Below are 17,162 nucleotides of genomic sequence, written 5' to 3' on the forward strand. Positions count from 1 at the left end.
CTGGGGTAGATGGCATGACCGACGAATGGAAAGCGCCCGCCAAGTCGAGCGCGGAGAGCGGTGACGAGAAAAGCTGGAAGCTGCTGGAAAAGACGCTGCTGGCCAGTGTGCAGGAACAGCGTCGGTCCCGGCGCTGGGGGATTTTCTTCAAGTTGCTGACGTTTGTGTACCTGTTTGGCGCGCTGGCCTTGTTCACGCCGCTGATGGACATGGAAAAAGCCGCCACCCGCAGTGCCCATTACACGGCATTGATCGACGTGACCGGTATGATTGCCGACAAGGAGCCGGCCAGCGCCGACAATATTGTTGGCAGTCTGCGTGCGGCCTTCGAGGACGATAAGGTCAAGGGTGTCATCCTGCGTATCAATAGTCCGGGCGGCAGTCCGGTGCAATCGGGTTACGTTTATGACGAAATTCGTCGTCTGCGCGGCCTGCATCCGGATACCAAGGTCTACGCGGTGATTTCGGATCTGGGTGCTTCCGGGGCCTACTACATTGCCAGTGCGGCCGATCAGATCTACGCCGACAAGGCGAGCCTGGTGGGCTCCATCGGTGTGACGGCAGCCGGTTACGGTTTTGTTGGCACCATGGAGAAGCTGGGGGTCGAGCGTCGTACCTATACTTCTGGCGAGCACAAGTCGTTCCTTGATCCGTTCCAGCCGCAAAAGCCGGAAGAGACGGCGTTTTGGCAGGGCGTACTCGATACCACGCACAATCAGTTCATCAGCAGCGTCAAGCAGGGGCGTGGTGATCGCCTGAAGGACAAGGAGCATCCGGAGCTGTTCTCTGGTCTGGTGTGGTCCGGGGAGCAGGCGTTGCCACTGGGGCTGATCGATGGTCTGGGTAATGCCAGTTCGGTTGCTCGGGATGTGATCGGCGAAAAAGAGCTGGTGGACTTCACGATTCAGGAGTCGCCGTTCGACCGCTTCTCGAAAAAGCTCGGTGCCAGCGTGGCTGAGCATTTAGCGATGTGGATGGGTTTCAACGGTCCATCGCTGCGTTGATCTTTTGGGCGCTCAAAAAAACCGGTCTGTTTGGCCGGTTTTTTGTGGTTCAGGGGATTTGCACGCCTTCCGTCAACAGCATGTCGACAAGGCGGATCAGCGGTAAGCCGATCAGGCTGGTGGCGTCCGGGCCCTCGGTGCGTTGAAACAGGCTCACGCCCAAGCCTTCGGCCTTGAAGCTGCCAGCGCAGTCGTAGGGTTGTTCGGTACGCAGATAGCGCTCGATGCGGGCGCTGTCGAGTGCACGCATGTGTACGGTGAAAGGTACGCACTCGACCTGGCAGCGGCCGGTCTGGCTGTTGAGCAGTGCCAGGCCTGTCAGGAAGGTGACGCTGGTGCCGCTGGCGGCCAGCAGTTGTTCGCGGGCCTTTTCGAAGGTGTGGGGCTTGCCGATGATCCTGTCCCCGAGTACGGCAACCTGGTCGGAGCCAATGATCAAGTGAGCGCTGTGACTGCCGGTCAGTGCGCGGGCTTTTTCCTCGGCGAGGCGCTTGACCAGATCAACGGCGGTTTCGCCGGGGCGATGGCTTTCGTCGATATCCGGCGAGCTGCAGGTGAACGGCAGTTGCAGGCGAGCCAGCAATTCCCGGCGATAGACCGAGCTGGAAGCGAGTAATAAAGGCAGCATGGGCAACTCCAAAAGGCAGGCGAGAATTCTAGCGGGGCTCCCAAGTGACGGATAGGGCTGAATTTCCTTTGACATGGGCGGGGGCATCCCTATAATGCTGCGCCTATGTTGAATGACCCGATTCCACCTCACGTTGACCCGCGCAAATTGGCTGATCGTGGCACCACCCTTCAAGGTGAAATGCTGCTGGCCGATTTGGAGAGACTCTGCGACCCGCTTTCCGACAATGTCGGTACGGTGCAGGCTAAATTCGTTTTTGAACGAGATGAACGTAAATCTGTGGTCATCCACAGCTTTATCGACACTGAAGTCAAAATGGTTTGCCAGCGTTGTCTTGAGCTGGTCACCCTGCCGATCCATAGCGAATGCAGTTACGCTGTGGTGAAGGAGGGTGCGAATACCCAGTCGTTGCCGAAAGGTTATGACGTGCTGGAACTGGGCGAAGATCCTTTGGATCTGCAGTCACTGATCGAGGAGGAGCTTCTGCTCGCCTTGCCCATTGTGCCTGCTCATCATCCGGAAGAATGCCAGCAGCCGGCGGGAGCAGATGAGCCCGAACCGAGCGAGGACGAGGTAACGCGGTCCAACCCGTTCAGTGTATTGGCGCAGTTAAAGCGTGACCCAAACGTTTAGGAGTTAATCAATTATGGCTGTTCAGCAGAACAAAAAATCCCGCTCTGCCCGTGACATGCGCCGTTCGCACGACGCTCTCGAGGCTAGCACCCTGTCTGTAGAAAAAACCACTGGTGAAGTTCACCTGCGTCACCACGTATCGCCAGAAGGCGTATACCGTGGTCGTAAAGTGATCGACAAGGGCGCTGACGAGTAATCACTTGTCCGCTCAAGTCATCGCGATTGACGCAATGGGCGGGGACTTCGGTCCCCGCAGCATTGTCCAGGCCAGTCTTGCTTGCCTGTCTGCTACTCCCTCGCTACACCTGACCCTCGTCGGTCAAGCCTCCCTCCTTGAAGAATTGATCGCCGGCCATTCGGCTATGGATCGCGCTCGTCTGTCGATTACCCCTGCGTCCGAAGTCATCACCATGGACGAAAAACCGGCCCAGGCCCTGCGCGGCAAGCCCGACTCCTCGATGCGCGTGGCGCTTGAGTTGTTAAGGGATGGCAAAGTCCAGGCCTGTGTGAGTGCCGGCAATACCGGTGCGCTGATGGCGTTGTCACGGTTTGTGCTCAAGACCCTGCCCGGCATTGATCGGCCCGCCATGGTCGCGGCGATTCCGACGCAGAAAGGCTACTGTCAATTGCTCGACCTGGGTGCCAATGTCGATTGCAGTGCCGAGCACTTGCTGCAATTCGCAGTGATGGGGTCTGTCGCGGCGGAAACCCTCGGTATCGTTCGTCCGCGCGTGGCACTGCTGAATATCGGCACTGAAGACATCAAGGGCAACCAGCAGGTCAAGCTGGCGGCTACCTTGTTGCAGAATGCTCGTGGCATCAATTACATCGGTTTTATCGAGGGTGACGGTTTGTACCGTGGAGAGGCGGATGTCGTGGTGTGTGACGGCTTTGTCGGCAATATCCTGCTCAAATCCAGCGAAGGCCTGGCCACCATGATAGCCGCGCGTATCGAGGCATTGTTCAAGAAAAACCTGGCTTCGCGAATGGTCGGTGCATTGGCGCTGCCATTGATGAAGCGCCTGCAGGCGGATCTGGCTCCGGCGCGGCATAACGGTGCAAGCTTTCTGGGGTTGCAGGGGATTGTGGTGAAAAGTCACGGTTCTGCAGGGGTGCAGGGCTTTCAGAGCGCCATCCAGCGTGCTCTTATCGAGATTCAGGAAAACCTGCCGGAGCGGCTTCACGGTCGTCTGGAGGATTTGTTGCCTTAGGCGTTTTCGTCGGACAATGCTTAAATGTGACCGCTCAGTTCAATTGGCCATCCAACTGTCAGTTTCTTGCGTCCCCCAAGAGGGACGTCAATTCTCCGACGACAAGATCATTAGGGGCTTGTTTCATGTCTGCTTCCCTCGCATTCGTCTTTCCGGGACAGGGTTCACAGTCCCTCGGCATGCTGGCCGAGTTGGGCGCGCAACATCCGGTTGTCCTCGAAACATTCAAAGAAGCTTCCGATGCTCTGGGTTACGACCTGTGGGCACTGACCCAGCAAGGGCCGGAAGAACAACTCAATCAAACCGATAAAACCCAACCGGCCATTCTGACCGCCTCGATCGCCCTGTGGCGTCTGTGGCTGGCGGAAGGTGGTGCGCGTCCGGCCTATGTCGCCGGTCACAGCCTGGGTGAGTACAGCGCGCTGGTCGCGGCGGGCAGCCTCAGCCTGGGCGATGCAGTGAAGCTCGTCGAGCGTCGTGGCCAACTGATGCAGGAAGCCGTTCCGGCCGGGCAGGGCGGCATGGCCGCCATCCTGGGTCTGGACGATGCTGACGTGCTGGCGGCCTGTGCCGAAGCGGCGCAAGGCGAAGTGGTCAGCGCGGTCAACTTCAACTCGCCTGGCCAAGTGGTTATCGCTGGTGCCAAGGCTGCGGTCGAGCGCGCCATTGAAGGCTGCAAGGCACGTGGCGCCAAGCGCGCCATGCCTCTGCCGGTCAGCGTACCGTCCCATTGCGGGCTGATGCGCCCGGCGGCCGAGCGTTTCGCCGAGTCGATCGCTGCGATCGACTGGCAGACGCCGCAGATTCCGGTGGTGCAGAACGTCAGTGCCGATGTGCCTGCCGATTTGCAAACCCTCAAGCGTGATCTGCTTGAACAGCTCTACAAGCCTGTGCGCTGGGTCGAATCGGTCCAGGCACTGGCGGCCAAGGGGGCAACCCAATTGGTCGAATGCGGCCCGGGCAAAGTGCTGGCCGGTCTGAACAAACGCTGCGCCGAAGGCGTGTCGACTTCCAACCTCAATACCCCAGACGCTTTCGCTGCCGCTCGCGCAGCGCTGGCCTGAATCAGGAGAAGCTTGCATGAGTCTGCAAGGTAAAGTTGCACTGGTCACGGGTGCAAGCCGCGGTATCGGCCAGGCTATCGCCCTGGAACTGGGTCGTCAGGGCGCCATCGTTGTGGGCACCGCGACCTCCGCTTCCGGTGCCGAGCGCATTGCCGCCACCCTGAAGGAACACGGTATTCAGGGCACTGGCCTTGAGCTCAATGTCACCAGCGACGAGTCCGTGGCGGCCGTCCTGGCGAGCATTCAGGAGCAGTTCGGTGCGCCGGCGATCCTGGTCAACAATGCTGGTATCACCCGCGATAACCTGATGATGCGCATGAAAGACGACGAGTGGCATGACGTTGTCGATACCAACCTGAACAGTCTGTTCCGCCTGTCCAAGGGCGTTTTGCGCGGCATGACCAAAGCCCGTTGGGGACGAATTATCAGTATTGGCTCGGTTGTGGGTGCCATGGGCAACGCAGGCCAAGTAAACTACGCTGCCGCCAAGGCCGGTCTGGAAGGTTTCAGTCGTGCACTGGCGCGTGAAGTCGGTTCGCGTTCGATTACGGTAAACTCGGTGGCCCCAGGGTTCATCGACACCGATATGACCCGTGAACTGCCGGAAGCACAGCGTGAAGCCTTGCAGGCGCAGATTCCGCTGGGTCGTCTGGGGCAAGCACAAGAGATCGCGTCTGTGGTCGCTTTTCTTGCGTCCGACGGTGCGGCATACGTTACCGGGGCTACAATCCCGGTGAACGGCGGGATGTACATGAGTTAAATGTGACGGATTGCTTCAAAAAAATGTCATACGAGCTGTCTAAAATCCGTTATAAAGCTGCAATCTATTTATAGGCAGAGGGCCGCAGGGTTTGAGGAGTGAAGCTTTCAGTTGAAAAGCTGAAAAGTCTTTCTATACACTTACCCACTGGCCAGCTGCCTGAATTTGTCCATTAGGAGTGAAAACAAGGTATGAGCACCATCGAAGAGCGCGTCAAGAAAATCGTTGCCGAGCAACTGGGCGTTAAAGAAGAAGAAGTGGTCAACACCGCTTCCTTCGTTGAAGACCTGGGTGCTGACTCCCTTGACACCGTTGAGCTGGTGATGGCTCTGGAAGAGGAATTCGAGACCGAAATCCCTGACGAAGAAGCTGAGAAGATCACTACTGTACAAGCTGCAATCGACTACGTTACTAGCCACCAGGCGTAATAGTTTGTAATCGTTGCTTGCTGTCATGGAAAAACCGCACTGCTATCACGGCGTGCGGTTTTTTCTTTAGGCCTGATGCAAAGTCGTCATTTCAAAAAAGGAGAGTGCTGTGTCGCGTAGACGCGTCGTAGTCACCGGTATGGGTATGTTGTCGCCACTGGGCACGGATGTGCCAAGCAGCTGGCAGGGCATTCTGGCTGGCCGCAGTGGCATTGGTCTGATCGAACACACCGACCTTTCTGCCTATTCCACCCGTTTTGGCGGCTCGGTAAAGGGTTTCAATGTCGAGGAATACCTGTCGGTCAAGGAAGCCCGCAAACTCGACTTGTTCATTCAGTACGGCCTGGCCGCAGGTTTTCAGGCGGTACGCAATGCCGGTCTGGAAGTCACCGACGCCAACCGTGAACGCATTGGCGTCGCCATGGGCTCGGGCATTGGCGGACTGACCAATATCGAAGAAACCAGCCGTACGCTGCATGATTCCGGCCCACGACGGATTTCTCCGTTTTTCGTGCCCGGCTCGATCATCAATATGATTTCCGGTTTCCTGTCGATCCACTTGGGCGCACAGGGACCCAACTACGCCATTGCCACCGCCTGTACCACGGGTACGCACTGCATCGGTATGGCTGCGCGCAACATCATGTACGACGAAGCTGACGTGATGATCGCCGGCGGCTCCGAAATGGCGGCCTGTGGCCTGGGCATGGGTGGCTTTGGTGCCTCTCGCGCATTGTCGACCCGCAATGACGAGCCGACCCGCGCCAGTCGCCCATGGGACAAGGGCCGTGATGGCTTCGTGCTGTCCGATGGTGCCGGTGCGCTGGTTCTGGAAGAACTCGAACACGCCAAGGCCCGCGGCGCGACCATCTATGCCGAACTGATCGGTTTCGGCACCAGTGGCGATGCCTTTCACATGACCTCGCCTCCAGCGGATGGTGCCGGTGCTGCGCGCTGCATCACCAATGCCTTGCGCGATGCCAGGATCAATGGCGATCAGGTGCAATACGTCAACGCCCACGGTACTTCGACACCTGCCGGCGACCTTGCGGAAGTCAATGCGATCAAGTCGGTGTTCGGAGAGCACGCCTACAAGCTGGCGGTCAGTTCGACCAAGTCCATGACCGGTCACCTGCTGGGTGCGGCGGGCGCGGTCGAGGCGATCTTCAGCGTACTGGCAATCAACAGTCAGGTAGCCCCGCCGACCATCAACCTCGATGAAGCGGACGAAGGCTGCGATCTCGATTTTGTGCCGCACACCGCGCGCAACATGGATATCGATGTGGTCCTGTCCAACTCTTTCGGGTTTGGCGGTACCAACGGCTCGCTGGTATTCCGCCGGTTCGCAGGCTGATGGACAGCTGGGTCGACGGTCAGCCGGCTGACGCTTTGTCGCTGAAGGATCGCGGCCTGGCTTACGGTGATGGTCTATTCGAGACCATTGCCGTGCAGGGTGGTCTCCCGGTGTTGCTGGATCGCCATTTGCAGCGCCTGGTCAAGGGGTGCCAGCGCTTGGCAATCAACCTTGATCATGACGTAATGCTTTCGGAGCTGTTGGCCTACGCCCGGGAGCTGGACGAGGGGGTGCTCAAGCTGATCGTAACGCGTGGCGACAGCCTGCGTGGCTACGCTTTCGATCCTTCTGCACAGGCCCGACGTATCCTGTCCGGTAATCCTCCCGCGGTTTATCCGGCTGCCCATGCCGAGCAGGGCGTTCGCCTGTTTCCCTGCACGACGCGACTGTCCATTCAGCCACTGCTTGCCGGTCTCAAGCACTTGAACCGCCTCGAACAGGTGATTGCCCGCGCGGAATGGCGAGACACCGAACATGCCGAAGGCCTGATGCTTGATCAGGCGGGACGCGTGATCGAAGGTGTGTTCAGCAACCTGTTCCTTGTGCGCGATGGCGTGTTGATCACGGCTGATCTGAAACGCTGTGGCGTGGAAGGGGTGATGCGTGCCGAGTTATTGTTTCAAGCCAAGTCGTTGGGCATTCCCACGCAAATCACCGATATAACCCTCGAACAGCTGCAATGGGCTGACGAAGTCTTTGTCTGCAACAGCGTGTATGGTATTTGGCCGGTGCATGCCTATGCCGCACTGAGCTGGCCGGTTGGGCCGCTCACCCGTAAACTCCAAACCATTGCCCGCGCGCTACTGGATGCTTGATACGTGAGACGTAAATTCTTGCTGCTGCTGGAAACCGGACTGGTTCTGGCGGGGCTGATGTTGGGCGCTTCCGCCTGGAAGATTCATTCGGCGCTGGTACAGCCGCTGAACATCGCTCAGGAAGAACTGCTGGAGGTGCCAAAAGGCACCACCCCGACCCGCACCTTCTATCGACTCGAAGCCGATGGCGTCATCAAGGACGCGTTCTGGCTTCGCCTGTATTGGCGTTTCAATCTATCGAAACAACCCTTGCATAGTGGCGAGTACCGCATGTTGCCCGGTATGACCGTCGAGGGTCTGATCGACCTGTGGAAGCGGGGCGAGATGGTGCAGTACAGCGTAACCCTGGTCGAAGGCTGGAATTTCCGCCAGGTCCGCGCCGCCTTGGCCAAGGAAGAAAAGCTCGATCACACTCTGGAGGGGCTGAGCGATACCCAGGTCATGGAAAAGCTCGGTCATGGCGGGATTTTCCCGGAAGGACGATTCTTCCCTGATACCTATCGCTTCGTGCGCGGCATGACTGACGTTGAGCTATTGAAAATAGCCTACGACCGTCTCAATGAGGTGTTGGCCAAGGAATGGGAGCAGCGTGCCCCTGATGCGCCCTACACCGAACCCTATCAGGCCCTGATCATGGCCTCGCTGGTGGAAAAGGAAACCGGTGTGCCCCAGGAACGCGGGCAGATCGCGGGCGTGTTTGTGCGGCGGATGGCGATGGGCATGTTGCTGCAGACCGACCCGACGGTGATCTACGGCCTTGGTGATCGTTACAGCGGCAAATTGACCCGTGCCCATCTCAAGGAGCCGACACCGTACAACACCTATGTGATTGCCGGCTTGCCGCCAACCCCGATTGCCATGGTCGGTCGTGAAGCGATCCATGCGGCGTTGAATCCGGTAGCCGGCAACAGCCTGTACTTTGTCGCTCGCGGCGACGGCAGCCACGTGTTCTCCGACGATCTGGATGCACACAACAGCGCCGTGCGGGAGTTCCAGCTTAAGCGTCGTGCCGATTACCGCTCCAGTCCGGCGCCCGCCACCGCCCCTGACACGCAGGATGCCCCGGCTCCGGAAGCCCAGGCACCGATTCCGGCGGCTTCACCTGATCCGGCCCCGCAAGCCCTGCCGCAAGTGCCGGCGCAAGAGCCCGCACCTGCGCCCGTACCGGATGCAGCCGCCCCGCAAAGCCCGCAATGACTCTGACTAAGGACTGCCTGTGACTGGCTTGTTTATTACGCTGGAAGGCCCGGAAGGCGCCGGCAAGAGCACCAATCGCGAATACCTTGCCGAGCGCCTGCGCGCCGCGGGTATCGAGGTCGTGTTGACCCGCGAACCGGGCGGTACGCCACTGGCCGAACGAATTCGCGAGGTGTTGCTGGCTCCGGTTGATGAAGAGATGAATCCGGATACCGAATTGCTGCTGGTCTTCGCAGCGCGCGCCCAGCATCTGGCCCAGGTGATCCGCCCGGCGCTGGCGCGGGGAGCCGTGGTGCTGTGTGATCGTTTTACCGATTCGACCTACGCCTATCAGGGTGGCGGCCGCGGCTTGTCCCTGGAGCGTATCGCGACGCTGGAAACTTTCGTGCAAGGTGATCTGCGTCCCGATCTGACGCTGATTTTCGATTTGCCGGTTGAAGTAGGTCTGGCCCGTGCCAGTGCACGGGGTCGCCTCGACCGTTTCGAACTCGAGGGCCGAACCTTTTTCGATGCCGTGCGCAGCGCTTTCCTCAAGCGCGCCGCAGCGGAGCCGGGACGCTATGTGCTGGTCGACGCCGCGCAACCGCTGGCGCAGGTTCAGCAGTCCCTCGATACCTTGCTGCCGCGTCTGCTGGAGCTGACCCGTGGCTGAAGCCTATCCGTGGCAGGACAGCCTCTGGCAACAGTTGGCCGGTCGTACGCACCACGCCCACGCCTATCTGCTGCATGGCCCTGTCGGGATCGGCAAGCGAGCGCTGGCCGAGCGCCTGATGGCCAGTCTGTTGTGTCAGCGTCCTACCGCCCAGGGCGCTTGCGGTGAATGCAAATCCTGCCTGTTGCTCAAGGCCGGCAGTCACCCGGACAACTACATTCTCGAGCCGGAAGAAGCCGATAAGGCCATCAAGGTCGATCAGGTGCGTGACCTGGTCAGCTTCGTGGTCCAGACCGCGCAGTTGGGCGGGCGCAAAGTGGTGCTGATCGAACCCGTCGAGTCGATGAACATCAACGCCGCCAACGCCTTGCTCAAAAGCCTTGAAGAGCCGTCCGGCGACACGGTATTGCTGCTGGTCAGCCACCAGCCGAGCCGTTTGCTGCCGACCATCAAGAGTCGCTGCGTGCAGCAGGCTTGCCCGTTGCCGAGCGAAACCATGAGTCTGGCCTGGCTGGCGAAAGCGTTGCCCGATTGCTCGGAAGAAGAACGTATTGAACTGCTGACCCTGGCGGCCGGTTCGCCGTTGGCCGCGGTCAACCTGCAGGCTCAGGGTGTGCGCGAACAGCGTGCGCAAGTGGTCGATGGCGTGAAGAAGCTGCTCAAGCAACAGCAATCGCCGACCCAACTGGCCGAAGGTTGGAATGCAATCCCGTTGCTGCTGTTGTTCGACTGGTTCTGCGACTGGTCGAGCCTGATCCTGCGCTATCAGTTGACCCAGGATGAAGAGGGGTTGGGGCTGATGGACATGCGCAAGGTGATTCAATACCTGGCGCAGAAGGCCGCGCAGGACAAAGTCCTGAATATCCAGGACTGGATTCTTGCCCAACGCCAGAAAGTACTCGGCAAAGCCAACCTTAACCGGGTGCTGCTGCTGGAGGCCCTGCTGGTGCAATGGGCGTCGCTGCCTGCCCAGAGGTAATCCGGGCGCGACCTGTCAGCAGTGAAACGTTTCCGGGCCACCGGGGTTGGCGTACAGTTCAACGAAGTGACAACACAGCCCGCGTTCGATTCGAAAACCATCTGGCCGGAGTGCTTGAGTCCGACCATCCCACTCATACGATGTAAGTTGCAGCCCTTTTATGCTCGTAGATTCCCATTGCCACCTCGATCGCCTTGACCTCACCGCCCACGACGGATCTCTGGACGCTGCTCTCGATGCTGCCCGTCAACGCGGGGTGGGGCACTTTCTGTGTATCGGTGTCAGTGCCGACAATGCCGCCGATGTCAAAGCCCTGGCCGAGCGTTATGACGACGTCGATTGCTCGGTTGGCGTGCATCCGCTGGACGTGCAGCCGGGCGCCGCCCCTGCGCTGGACTGGCTGTTGCAGGAACTCAATCACCCGCGCGTGGTGGCGATTGGTGAAACCGGCCTGGACTATCACTACGAGCCCGAAGCGGCAGCGTTGCAGCAGGCGTCTTTCCGCCTGCACCTGCAAGCGGCGCAGCAAACTGGCAAGCCGGTGATCATCCACACCCGTGGCGCTCGCGCAGATACCCTGCAGATGCTGCGTGAGGCGGACCTGCCCCAGGCGGGCGTGCTGCATTGCTTTACCGAAGACTGGGACATGGCCAAGGCTGCCCTGGACATGGGCTATTACATCTCCCTGTCCGGTATTGTCACTTTCCGCAATGCCGACGCGTTACGAGACGTGGCCAGCAAAGTCCCGGCCGATCGATTGCTGGTGGAAACCGACTCGCCATACCTGGCGCCGATTCCTCATCGTGGCAAACCCAACTTGCCGCAGTATGTACTAGAAGTGGCAGAGTTCCTGGCCATGTTGCGTGGTGAACCTTACGAACGATTTGCCGGGCAAACCACCGAGAACTTCAAGCGACTGTTCCCGCTGGCGCATGTGAAAGGTTAAATCGCAGGCAAAAAAAACCCGGGTTCTGGGGGGTGAATCCGGGTTAAGACCATTAGGAGTAAAACAATGGCACGCGGTCCGTTGGTACCAATATCGGCGTGACACTTGGGGGAGATGCCCCGCCGACAGTTCAAGTATTGATCACTATTGCGCCGAGTCCAGTTTACCGAACACAGTTTTTAAACAATTTTGGAATACGCCCGCTTCGGAAGCGTTCTCATCAGCCGCGGACCCTGTCCGAATTCATCAAGAAACACAGACATGGTCGGATGATCCGTGCATTTTTGCGTAATTTAGGCATAATACGCGGCTTCGAATTTTGACCCCTACAGACCTTTTCTTATGCATAAAGAACCTCGTAAGGTCCGTGAGTTTCGTCGCCGCGAGCAAGAAATTCTCGATACCGCGCTCAAGCTGTTCCTCGAACAAGGTGAAGACAGTGTCACCGTCGAGATGATTGCTGATGCCGTCGGTATCGGCAAAGGCACGATCTATAAGCATTTCAAATCCAAGGCCGAGATCTATCTGCGCCTGATGCTCGACTATGAGCGCGATCTGAACGAACTGCTGCATTCGGCCGACGTCGACAAGGACAAGGAAGCCCTGTCGCGCGCCTATTTCGAATTCCGCATGCGTGACCCGCAGCGTTATCGGCTGTTCGATCGCCTGGAAGAAAAGGTGGTCAAGGGCAACCAGGTGCCGGAGATGATCGAGGAACTGCACAAGATCCGCGCCTCGAACTTCGAACGCCTGACCTTGTTGATCAAGGGCCGGATCAGCGAAGGCAAGCTGGAAGATGTGCCACCTTACTTCCATTACTGCGCGTCCTGGGCGCTGGTGCACGGTGCCGTGGCGCTGTATCACTCGCCGTTCTGGAGCAATGTGCTGGAAGATCAGGAAGGCTTCTTCCAGTTCCTGATGGACATCGGCGTTCGCATGGGCAACAAACGCAAGCGCGACTCCGACACCCCGAGCAGCTGAGCCATTCAGTTGCCTTATGACGCCATGAATTCGCTACATGGCGCAGTACCGCAGGAATATACTCAGGCATAGGGCTTGCTAAAACTTGATTTTTGAGTCAAGTTTTAGCGGTTCGATTTTCTTTCGCCGGAGTGATCCATGATCGTTGACCGTCAAGGCAGGCGTTTTCGTAATTTGCGAATCAGTCTGACCTCAGCCTGCAATTACGCTTGTACCTACTGCGTGCCTAACGGCAAGCGGCTGGTGGCTGCGCAGGATGAATTGTCGGCCGAGGCCATGGCGCGCGGCGTGGCCTATCTGATTGAAGCGGCAGGCATCGAGCGCTTGCGCATCACCGGCGGCGAGCCGCTGGTCAGCCCGAAACTCGAAGCCTTCATGACCGCCGTCGGCCAGATGGGCCTGGAAGACATCAGCCTGACCACCAATGGTCAACTGCTGGCGAAAAAGCTGCCGTTGCTGGTCAATGCCGGCATTCGCCGCATCAACGTTTCCCTCGATACCCTGGACGCCAGCGCCTTTCGCGGCATTGCCCGTGGCGGCGATCTGGCGACCGTGCTCGACGGCATGGACCAAGCCAGCGCCGCTGGCATGAAGATCAAGGTCAACATGGTGCCGTTGCGTGGCCAGAACCTCGATCAGGTAATGCCTCTGCTGGAGTACTGCCTGGAGCGCGGCTATGAATTGCGCTTCATCGAATTGATGCGAATGGGTCACCTGGCCAGCGACTCCAACGCTTTCCTGCAGCAATTTGTCAGTCTTCAACAGTTGTTGGACCTGATCGGCGAACGCTACGAGTATCTCCAGGCCGATGCCCCGGTCGACGCGACTGCGGTGCGCTACGAAATCCCGGGCATGGGCCACTTCGGTGTAATCGCCAACGAAAGCGTTCCGTTCTGCCGCACCTGTTCCAGGCTGCGTCTGTCCTCCACCGGCTGGTTGCATGGCTGTTTGTCATCGAGTAATCGTCACTTCGTCGGCGATCTGTTGGACAAACCGCGTCATCAAGCGCTGCCGGCGCTCCAGCGGCTCTTGGTGAAAGCCTTGGGCGACAAGCAGGAAGTAGCGTTTTCCGGTGGTGCCACGGTCATGAAGATTATTGGCGGCTGAACCGGCCTCATCGCGGGCAAGCCACGCTCCCACAAGGATCTGCGTAAAACCTTGTGGTTAGCGTGGCTTGCCCGCGATTGCGTTGGATCAGGTGACGATGTCCGTGAGGTGGCGCAAAAGCTGCATCCCACGGCCATTCGCCGGTTTTCCGACACCGGCCTCTGGAGGATAGGATGCGTAGCCTGGTTTTGCTGCTGGCCGTTTTGGCGCTTGGCGGCTGCATGAATGTCAGCGATATGGCCGAAGGGACTCGCTACCATATGAGCGACGCCGGTTTACTGGACCATAGCGACAGCCGCCGTGTAAATAACCTGCGCATTCAACCGGACTCTTTCGTCTACATTGCCCAAGGCGCGTTCGCCCCGCCGGGCAGTGCCGTTTACCCGCGACCCAACGTGATCGCTGAAGTCGCCTTCGATGGCTTTGTCGAATATTTCCCGATGGTCCGCCGCGCTCGTGCGCCGGAAGGGCTTGACCAGGCGATGAGCGAAGCCCGTGCCGTCGGCGCCCATTACCTGCTCTACACCCGTTTCGCCAAGTCGGATGACCGCATTGGCAACTCGGACGAATGGCTGGATCAAGAAGCAGTCGATCGCCTGGGCATCGACAGCGGTGTCATTCAGATCATGTTGATCGAGACCAGCACCCAGTATTTGATTGATACTGCACGTATCAAGAGTCGTGGCGGTTTACTGACGTTCCACGACAAAAAGCCAGAAGACCTGATGGGCCCGCCGCTGGAGCAATATGCTCGTAGCCTGCTGGGGCTCAGCGACCAGTAATCGAAAGGAGATCGCCATGAGTGGCCCGCAAAAAGCCAACGACCTGCTGGGGCAAATCCCCAAAACCAAAGGCTTGCCGCCGGTCCATCTGTGGAACCCCGACTTCTGCGGCGACATCGATATGCGCATCGCCCGCGACGGCACCTGGTACTACCTGGGCACGCCGATAGGGCGCAAGCCGATGGTCAAACTTTTCTCGACCATCCTTCGCCGCGATGGCGATGACTATTTCCTCATTACTCCGGTCGAGAAGGTCGGCATCAAGGTCGATGATGCGCCCTTCGTGGCCATTGCCGTGGATGTGGAAGGCGAGGGCGAGGCGCAGGTCTTGCGCTTCACCACCAACGTTGACGAAACCGCTGATGCCGGCGCAGAGCATCCGATCCGCGTGTTGATCGACCCGCTCACCCAGGAGCCGGCGCCTTACGTCCATGTGCGCACCAATCTCGAAGCCCTGATCCATCGCAATGTGTTCTATCAATTGGTGGAGCTGGCGGTGAGTCGCGAAATCGACGGGCAGCGTTGGTTGGGTGTATGGAGTGGCGGTGAGTTCTTCCCGATAGGTCTGGAGCCATAACTCATCACTTTGTAGGAGCAGGCTTGCTCGCGAAGGCGGCAGGCCTCGAGCTTTTCGCGAGCAAGCTCGCACCTGCGTTGAATTCCTGCCTGTAACCAAAAAATCAAATTGACACCCAATCGTATGATGATTAGCGTGATCTTCCATCGCAATCAGCTTTGAGGTGTCCATGTCCAGCAGTTTCCATGCATCAACGGTCGATTGGCTGGGCTGCTGGATCGCCACCGGGCAGGTCAAGCCGGGGGAGTCTCTCAAGGTCGAGGCGGATCTGGGTGAGCAGCTCGGCGTCAGTCGCACCGTCATCCGTGAAGCCATCAAGACCCTGGTCGCCAAAGGCATGCTCGAAGTCGGGCCCAAGGTCGGCACGCGGGTGTTGCCGGTGCGGCGCTGGAACCTGTTCGACCCACAAGTCGTCGGCTGGCTGTCGCGCAGCGGTTTGCCGGAAAACTTCGTTGATGACTTGCTCGATCTGCGCCGCACCATCGAACCGATGGCCGTGCGTTGGGCCTGTGAGCGGGCGAGTGTCGAGCAGATAGAAGCGATTTTATTGGCCTGCAATGCGCTCGAACGCGCCGTGGACAGCGGCGTCGATTACAACCGCGCCGACCAGCTTTTCCACGAATCCATCCTCGCCGCCAGTCACAATCAATTCATCGAACAAATGGTCCCGGCCCTCGGCGCGTTGTTGGCAGTGTGTTTCGAGGTGTCCGCCGCCGACCCCGACGAATTGCGTCGCACCTTGCCGATTCATAAAGACATGGCCGACGCCATCGCGGCTCGGGATGCCGCGCGGGGTGTCTGGGCCTGCATGACCCTGATCGACAACGCTGACCTGGCGATCAAGCGCTATTACCCGCAGGTCATGGCCGACAGAAAAGCCAGTTGAGAACGAAGCACCTGTAGGAGCCGGCTTGCCGGCGATGGTGCTCTTAAAGTCGCGATCGCTGGCAAGCCGGCTCCTACCTAAAAACAAGAACAACAGCAGGAGGTTGCATGACGTGGACTGCGGTTACCGAACACCGGGCGCAACTCGGCGAAGGCCCGTTCTGGGATGCGCCGACCCAGGCACTGTACTGGGTGGACATCGCTGGCAAGCAAGCGCTGCGTCTGATAGGCGCCAACGTGCAGATCTGGCAGATGCCGGAACATGTGTCGGCTTTCATCCCCTGCGAAAGCGGCGATGCGTTGGTGACCCTGAGCAGTGGCGTCTATCGACTCGATCTGGATTCACCAGGCCTGGAGCCGCGCCTGACATTGCTCTGTGTCGCCGATCCGCAACCGGGAAATCGTGCCAACGAAGCGCGCTGTGATGCCCTGGGGCGGCTCTGGCTCGGCACCATGCAAAACAACATCGGCGAGCAAGGTGAAGACCTGCCCGTCACGCGGCGTACCGGCGGGCTTTTTCGCATTGATCGCGATGCCCGGGTAACGCCACTGCTTCGCGGCCTGGGCATTCCCAATACGTTGTTGTGGAGCGAGGACATTACCACCCTGTATTTCGGCGATAGCCTCGACGGCACGCTGTATCAGCATGTCATTCGCACCGATGGCAACCTCGAACCGGCGCAGATCTGGTTCGAAGGACATGGGCGAGGCGGTCCGGACGGATCGGCGATGGATGCCGAAGGTTTTATCTGGAACGCCCGATGGGATGGCAGTTGCCTGCTCAGGCTTGCCCCGGACGGCACAGTCGATCGGGTCATCGACCTGCCGGTCAGTCGTCCCACCAGTTGCGTGTTCGGCGATGCCGACCTGAAAACCCTGTACATCACCAGTGCAGCCAGCCCGCTCGGGCATTCGCTGGACGGGGCGGTGTTGTCGATGCGTGTCGACGTGCCCGGAAAGAGCTGCACTCGATTCGCTGGTTAAATCCCAAAATATGGGATGCAAATATATATATTGAGATTTGTTGCGGGCCGGGTTTATAGTCGGCCTCACCAGTGACATGCACTCACACTTAAAAAAACAAAACAGGTGAAGTGATGCAGCGATTTTCCACCGCACTCCCTTGCGGAGTCAGTGCTTCAGATCCGATCCATGCTGA

Annotated in this window: 20 protein-coding genes; 19 read left to right on the plus strand and 1 reads right to left on the minus strand. The window is 59.0% G+C overall.

The window, feature by feature from the left end; all coding sequences use genetic code 11:
* Positions 1–14 precede the first annotated feature (14 nt).
* Positions 15–1,004, plus strand: a complete 990-nt coding sequence (locus F7R06_RS19305; protein WP_090317708.1) for a S49 family peptidase — start codon at positions 15–17, stop codon at positions 1,002–1,004.
* Between the two features lie 49 nt (positions 1,005–1,053).
* Here the strand turns inward: F7R06_RS19305 and F7R06_RS19310 are convergent, their stop codons facing one another.
* Positions 1,054–1,632 carry a Maf family protein gene (locus tag F7R06_RS19310; protein WP_090317711.1) on the minus strand — a complete coding sequence of 193 codons (579 nt, stop codon included), beginning with the start codon at positions 1,630–1,632 and terminating at the stop codon, positions 1,054–1,056.
* A 105-nt stretch (positions 1,633–1,737) separates the two neighbouring features.
* On the opposite strand from F7R06_RS19310, the gene F7R06_RS19315 reads away from it, so the two are divergent.
* From F7R06_RS19315 to F7R06_RS19405, 18 genes are all read left to right on the plus strand, one after another.
* On the plus strand, positions 1,738–2,265 hold the full coding sequence (locus F7R06_RS19315) for a YceD family protein (protein ID WP_007942001.1): 528 nt from the start codon (positions 1,738–1,740) through the stop codon (positions 2,263–2,265).
* A gap of 13 nt (positions 2,266–2,278) precedes the next feature.
* On the plus strand, positions 2,279–2,461 hold the full coding sequence (rpmF, locus tag F7R06_RS19320; protein WP_003179396.1) for a 50S ribosomal protein L32: 183 nt from the start codon (positions 2,279–2,281) through the stop codon (positions 2,459–2,461).
* Between the two features lie 4 nt (positions 2,462–2,465).
* Positions 2,466–3,476 (plus strand): phosphate acyltransferase PlsX, encoded by a 1,011-nt coding sequence (plsX, locus tag F7R06_RS19325; protein ID WP_090317715.1) that lies wholly within the window; start codon positions 2,466–2,468, stop codon positions 3,474–3,476.
* Positions 3,477–3,601: 125 nt separating this feature from the next.
* Positions 3,602–4,540, plus strand: coding sequence for an ACP S-malonyltransferase (fabD, locus tag F7R06_RS19330; protein WP_090317717.1), 939 nt, complete (start codon positions 3,602–3,604; stop codon positions 4,538–4,540).
* Between the two features lie 16 nt (positions 4,541–4,556).
* A complete protein-coding gene (fabG, locus tag F7R06_RS19335; RefSeq protein ID WP_090317720.1) occupies positions 4,557–5,300 on the plus strand; it encodes a 3-oxoacyl-ACP reductase FabG in 744 nt (247 codons plus the stop codon).
* 191 nt (positions 5,301–5,491) lie between these two features.
* A complete protein-coding gene (gene acpP, locus F7R06_RS19340) occupies positions 5,492–5,728 on the plus strand; it encodes an acyl carrier protein (protein ID WP_003175607.1) in 237 nt (78 codons plus the stop codon).
* 109 nt (positions 5,729–5,837) lie between these two features.
* Positions 5,838–7,082, plus strand: a complete 1,245-nt coding sequence (fabF, locus tag F7R06_RS19345) for a beta-ketoacyl-ACP synthase II (protein ID WP_090317724.1) — start codon at positions 5,838–5,840, stop codon at positions 7,080–7,082.
* Positions 7,082–7,897: an aminodeoxychorismate lyase gene (gene pabC, locus F7R06_RS19350; RefSeq protein WP_090317727.1), complete on the plus strand. Its 816-nt coding sequence runs from the start codon at positions 7,082–7,084 to the stop codon at positions 7,895–7,897. Before fabF ends, pabC begins: the two co-directional genes overlap by 1 nt.
* A gap of 3 nt (positions 7,898–7,900) precedes the next feature.
* Positions 7,901–9,094 carry an endolytic transglycosylase MltG gene (gene mltG, locus F7R06_RS19355; RefSeq protein WP_090317730.1) on the plus strand — a complete coding sequence of 398 codons (1,194 nt, stop codon included), beginning with the start codon at positions 7,901–7,903 and terminating at the stop codon, positions 9,092–9,094.
* 19 nt (positions 9,095–9,113) lie between these two features.
* Positions 9,114–9,746, plus strand: coding sequence for a dTMP kinase (tmk, locus tag F7R06_RS19360; RefSeq protein ID WP_090317732.1), 633 nt, complete (start codon positions 9,114–9,116; stop codon positions 9,744–9,746).
* On the plus strand, positions 9,739–10,725 hold the full coding sequence (locus F7R06_RS19365; RefSeq protein ID WP_090317735.1) for a DNA polymerase III subunit delta': 987 nt from the start codon (positions 9,739–9,741) through the stop codon (positions 10,723–10,725). The genes tmk and F7R06_RS19365 overlap by 8 nt, the downstream gene beginning before the upstream one ends.
* A 160-nt stretch (positions 10,726–10,885) precedes the next feature.
* Positions 10,886–11,671, plus strand: coding sequence for a TatD family hydrolase (locus F7R06_RS19375; protein WP_090317737.1), 786 nt, complete (start codon positions 10,886–10,888; stop codon positions 11,669–11,671).
* 342 nt (positions 11,672–12,013) lie between these two features.
* Entirely contained in the window at positions 12,014–12,652 is a 639-nt protein-coding gene (locus F7R06_RS19380; protein WP_053161895.1) for a TetR/AcrR family transcriptional regulator, read from the plus strand.
* A 138-nt stretch (positions 12,653–12,790) separates the two neighbouring features.
* Entirely contained in the window at positions 12,791–13,759 is a 969-nt protein-coding gene (locus F7R06_RS19385; RefSeq protein WP_090317740.1) for a GTP 3',8-cyclase MoaA, read from the plus strand.
* 173 nt (positions 13,760–13,932) lie between these two features.
* The gene (locus F7R06_RS19390) at positions 13,933–14,541 is read left to right on the plus strand and encodes a DUF4823 domain-containing protein (protein WP_090317743.1); all 609 of its coding nucleotides are present in this window, start codon (positions 13,933–13,935) and stop codon (positions 14,539–14,541) included.
* 16 nt (positions 14,542–14,557) lie between these two features.
* Complete coding sequence (locus F7R06_RS19395) at positions 14,558–15,118, plus strand: DUF1285 domain-containing protein (protein WP_090317746.1); 561 nt, start codon at positions 14,558–14,560, stop codon at positions 15,116–15,118.
* Positions 15,119–15,287: 169 nt separating this feature from the next.
* Positions 15,288–16,004: a FadR/GntR family transcriptional regulator gene (locus tag F7R06_RS19400; RefSeq protein ID WP_090317749.1), complete on the plus strand. Its 717-nt coding sequence runs from the start codon at positions 15,288–15,290 to the stop codon at positions 16,002–16,004.
* A 107-nt stretch (positions 16,005–16,111) separates the two neighbouring features.
* On the plus strand, positions 16,112–16,987 hold the full coding sequence (locus tag F7R06_RS19405) for an SMP-30/gluconolactonase/LRE family protein (RefSeq protein WP_090317752.1): 876 nt from the start codon (positions 16,112–16,114) through the stop codon (positions 16,985–16,987).
* Positions 16,988–17,162 lie beyond the last annotated feature (175 nt).

Origin of the sequence: Pseudomonas moorei, assembly GCF_008801475.1 — a bacterium.
Taxonomy (GTDB): Bacteria; Pseudomonadota; Gammaproteobacteria; order Pseudomonadales; family Pseudomonadaceae; genus Aquipseudomonas; species Aquipseudomonas moorei.

Bases quoted from the DNA above. Each gene is read 5' to 3' on its own strand.
- F7R06_RS19305 (WP_090317708.1), top strand. From the start codon at position 15: ATGACCGACGAATGGAAAGCGCCCGCCAAGTCGAGCGCGGAGAGCGGT.
- F7R06_RS19310 (WP_090317711.1), bottom strand. From the start codon at position 1,632: ATGCTGCCTTTATTACTCGCTTCCAGCTCGGTCTATCGCCGGGAATTG.
- F7R06_RS19315 (WP_007942001.1), top strand. From the start codon at position 1,738: ATGTTGAATGACCCGATTCCACCTCACGTTGACCCGCGCAAATTGGCT.
- rpmF (WP_003179396.1), top strand. From the start codon at position 2,279: ATGGCTGTTCAGCAGAACAAAAAATCCCGCTCTGCCCGTGACATGCGC.
- fabD (WP_090317717.1), top strand. From the start codon at position 3,602: ATGTCTGCTTCCCTCGCATTCGTCTTTCCGGGACAGGGTTCACAGTCC.
- fabG (WP_090317720.1), top strand. From the start codon at position 4,557: ATGAGTCTGCAAGGTAAAGTTGCACTGGTCACGGGTGCAAGCCGCGGT.
- acpP (WP_003175607.1), top strand. From the start codon at position 5,492: ATGAGCACCATCGAAGAGCGCGTCAAGAAAATCGTTGCCGAGCAACTG.
- pabC (WP_090317727.1), top strand. From the start codon at position 7,082: ATGGACAGCTGGGTCGACGGTCAGCCGGCTGACGCTTTGTCGCTGAAG.
- F7R06_RS19375 (WP_090317737.1), top strand. From the start codon at position 10,886: ATGCTCGTAGATTCCCATTGCCACCTCGATCGCCTTGACCTCACCGCC.
- F7R06_RS19380 (WP_053161895.1), top strand. From the start codon at position 12,014: ATGCATAAAGAACCTCGTAAGGTCCGTGAGTTTCGTCGCCGCGAGCAA.
- F7R06_RS19385 (WP_090317740.1), top strand. From the start codon at position 12,791: ATGATCGTTGACCGTCAAGGCAGGCGTTTTCGTAATTTGCGAATCAGT.
- F7R06_RS19390 (WP_090317743.1), top strand. From the start codon at position 13,933: ATGCGTAGCCTGGTTTTGCTGCTGGCCGTTTTGGCGCTTGGCGGCTGC.
- F7R06_RS19395 (WP_090317746.1), top strand. From the start codon at position 14,558: ATGAGTGGCCCGCAAAAAGCCAACGACCTGCTGGGGCAAATCCCCAAA.
- F7R06_RS19400 (WP_090317749.1), top strand. From the start codon at position 15,288: ATGTCCAGCAGTTTCCATGCATCAACGGTCGATTGGCTGGGCTGCTGG.
- F7R06_RS19405 (WP_090317752.1), top strand. From the start codon at position 16,112: ATGACGTGGACTGCGGTTACCGAACACCGGGCGCAACTCGGCGAAGGC.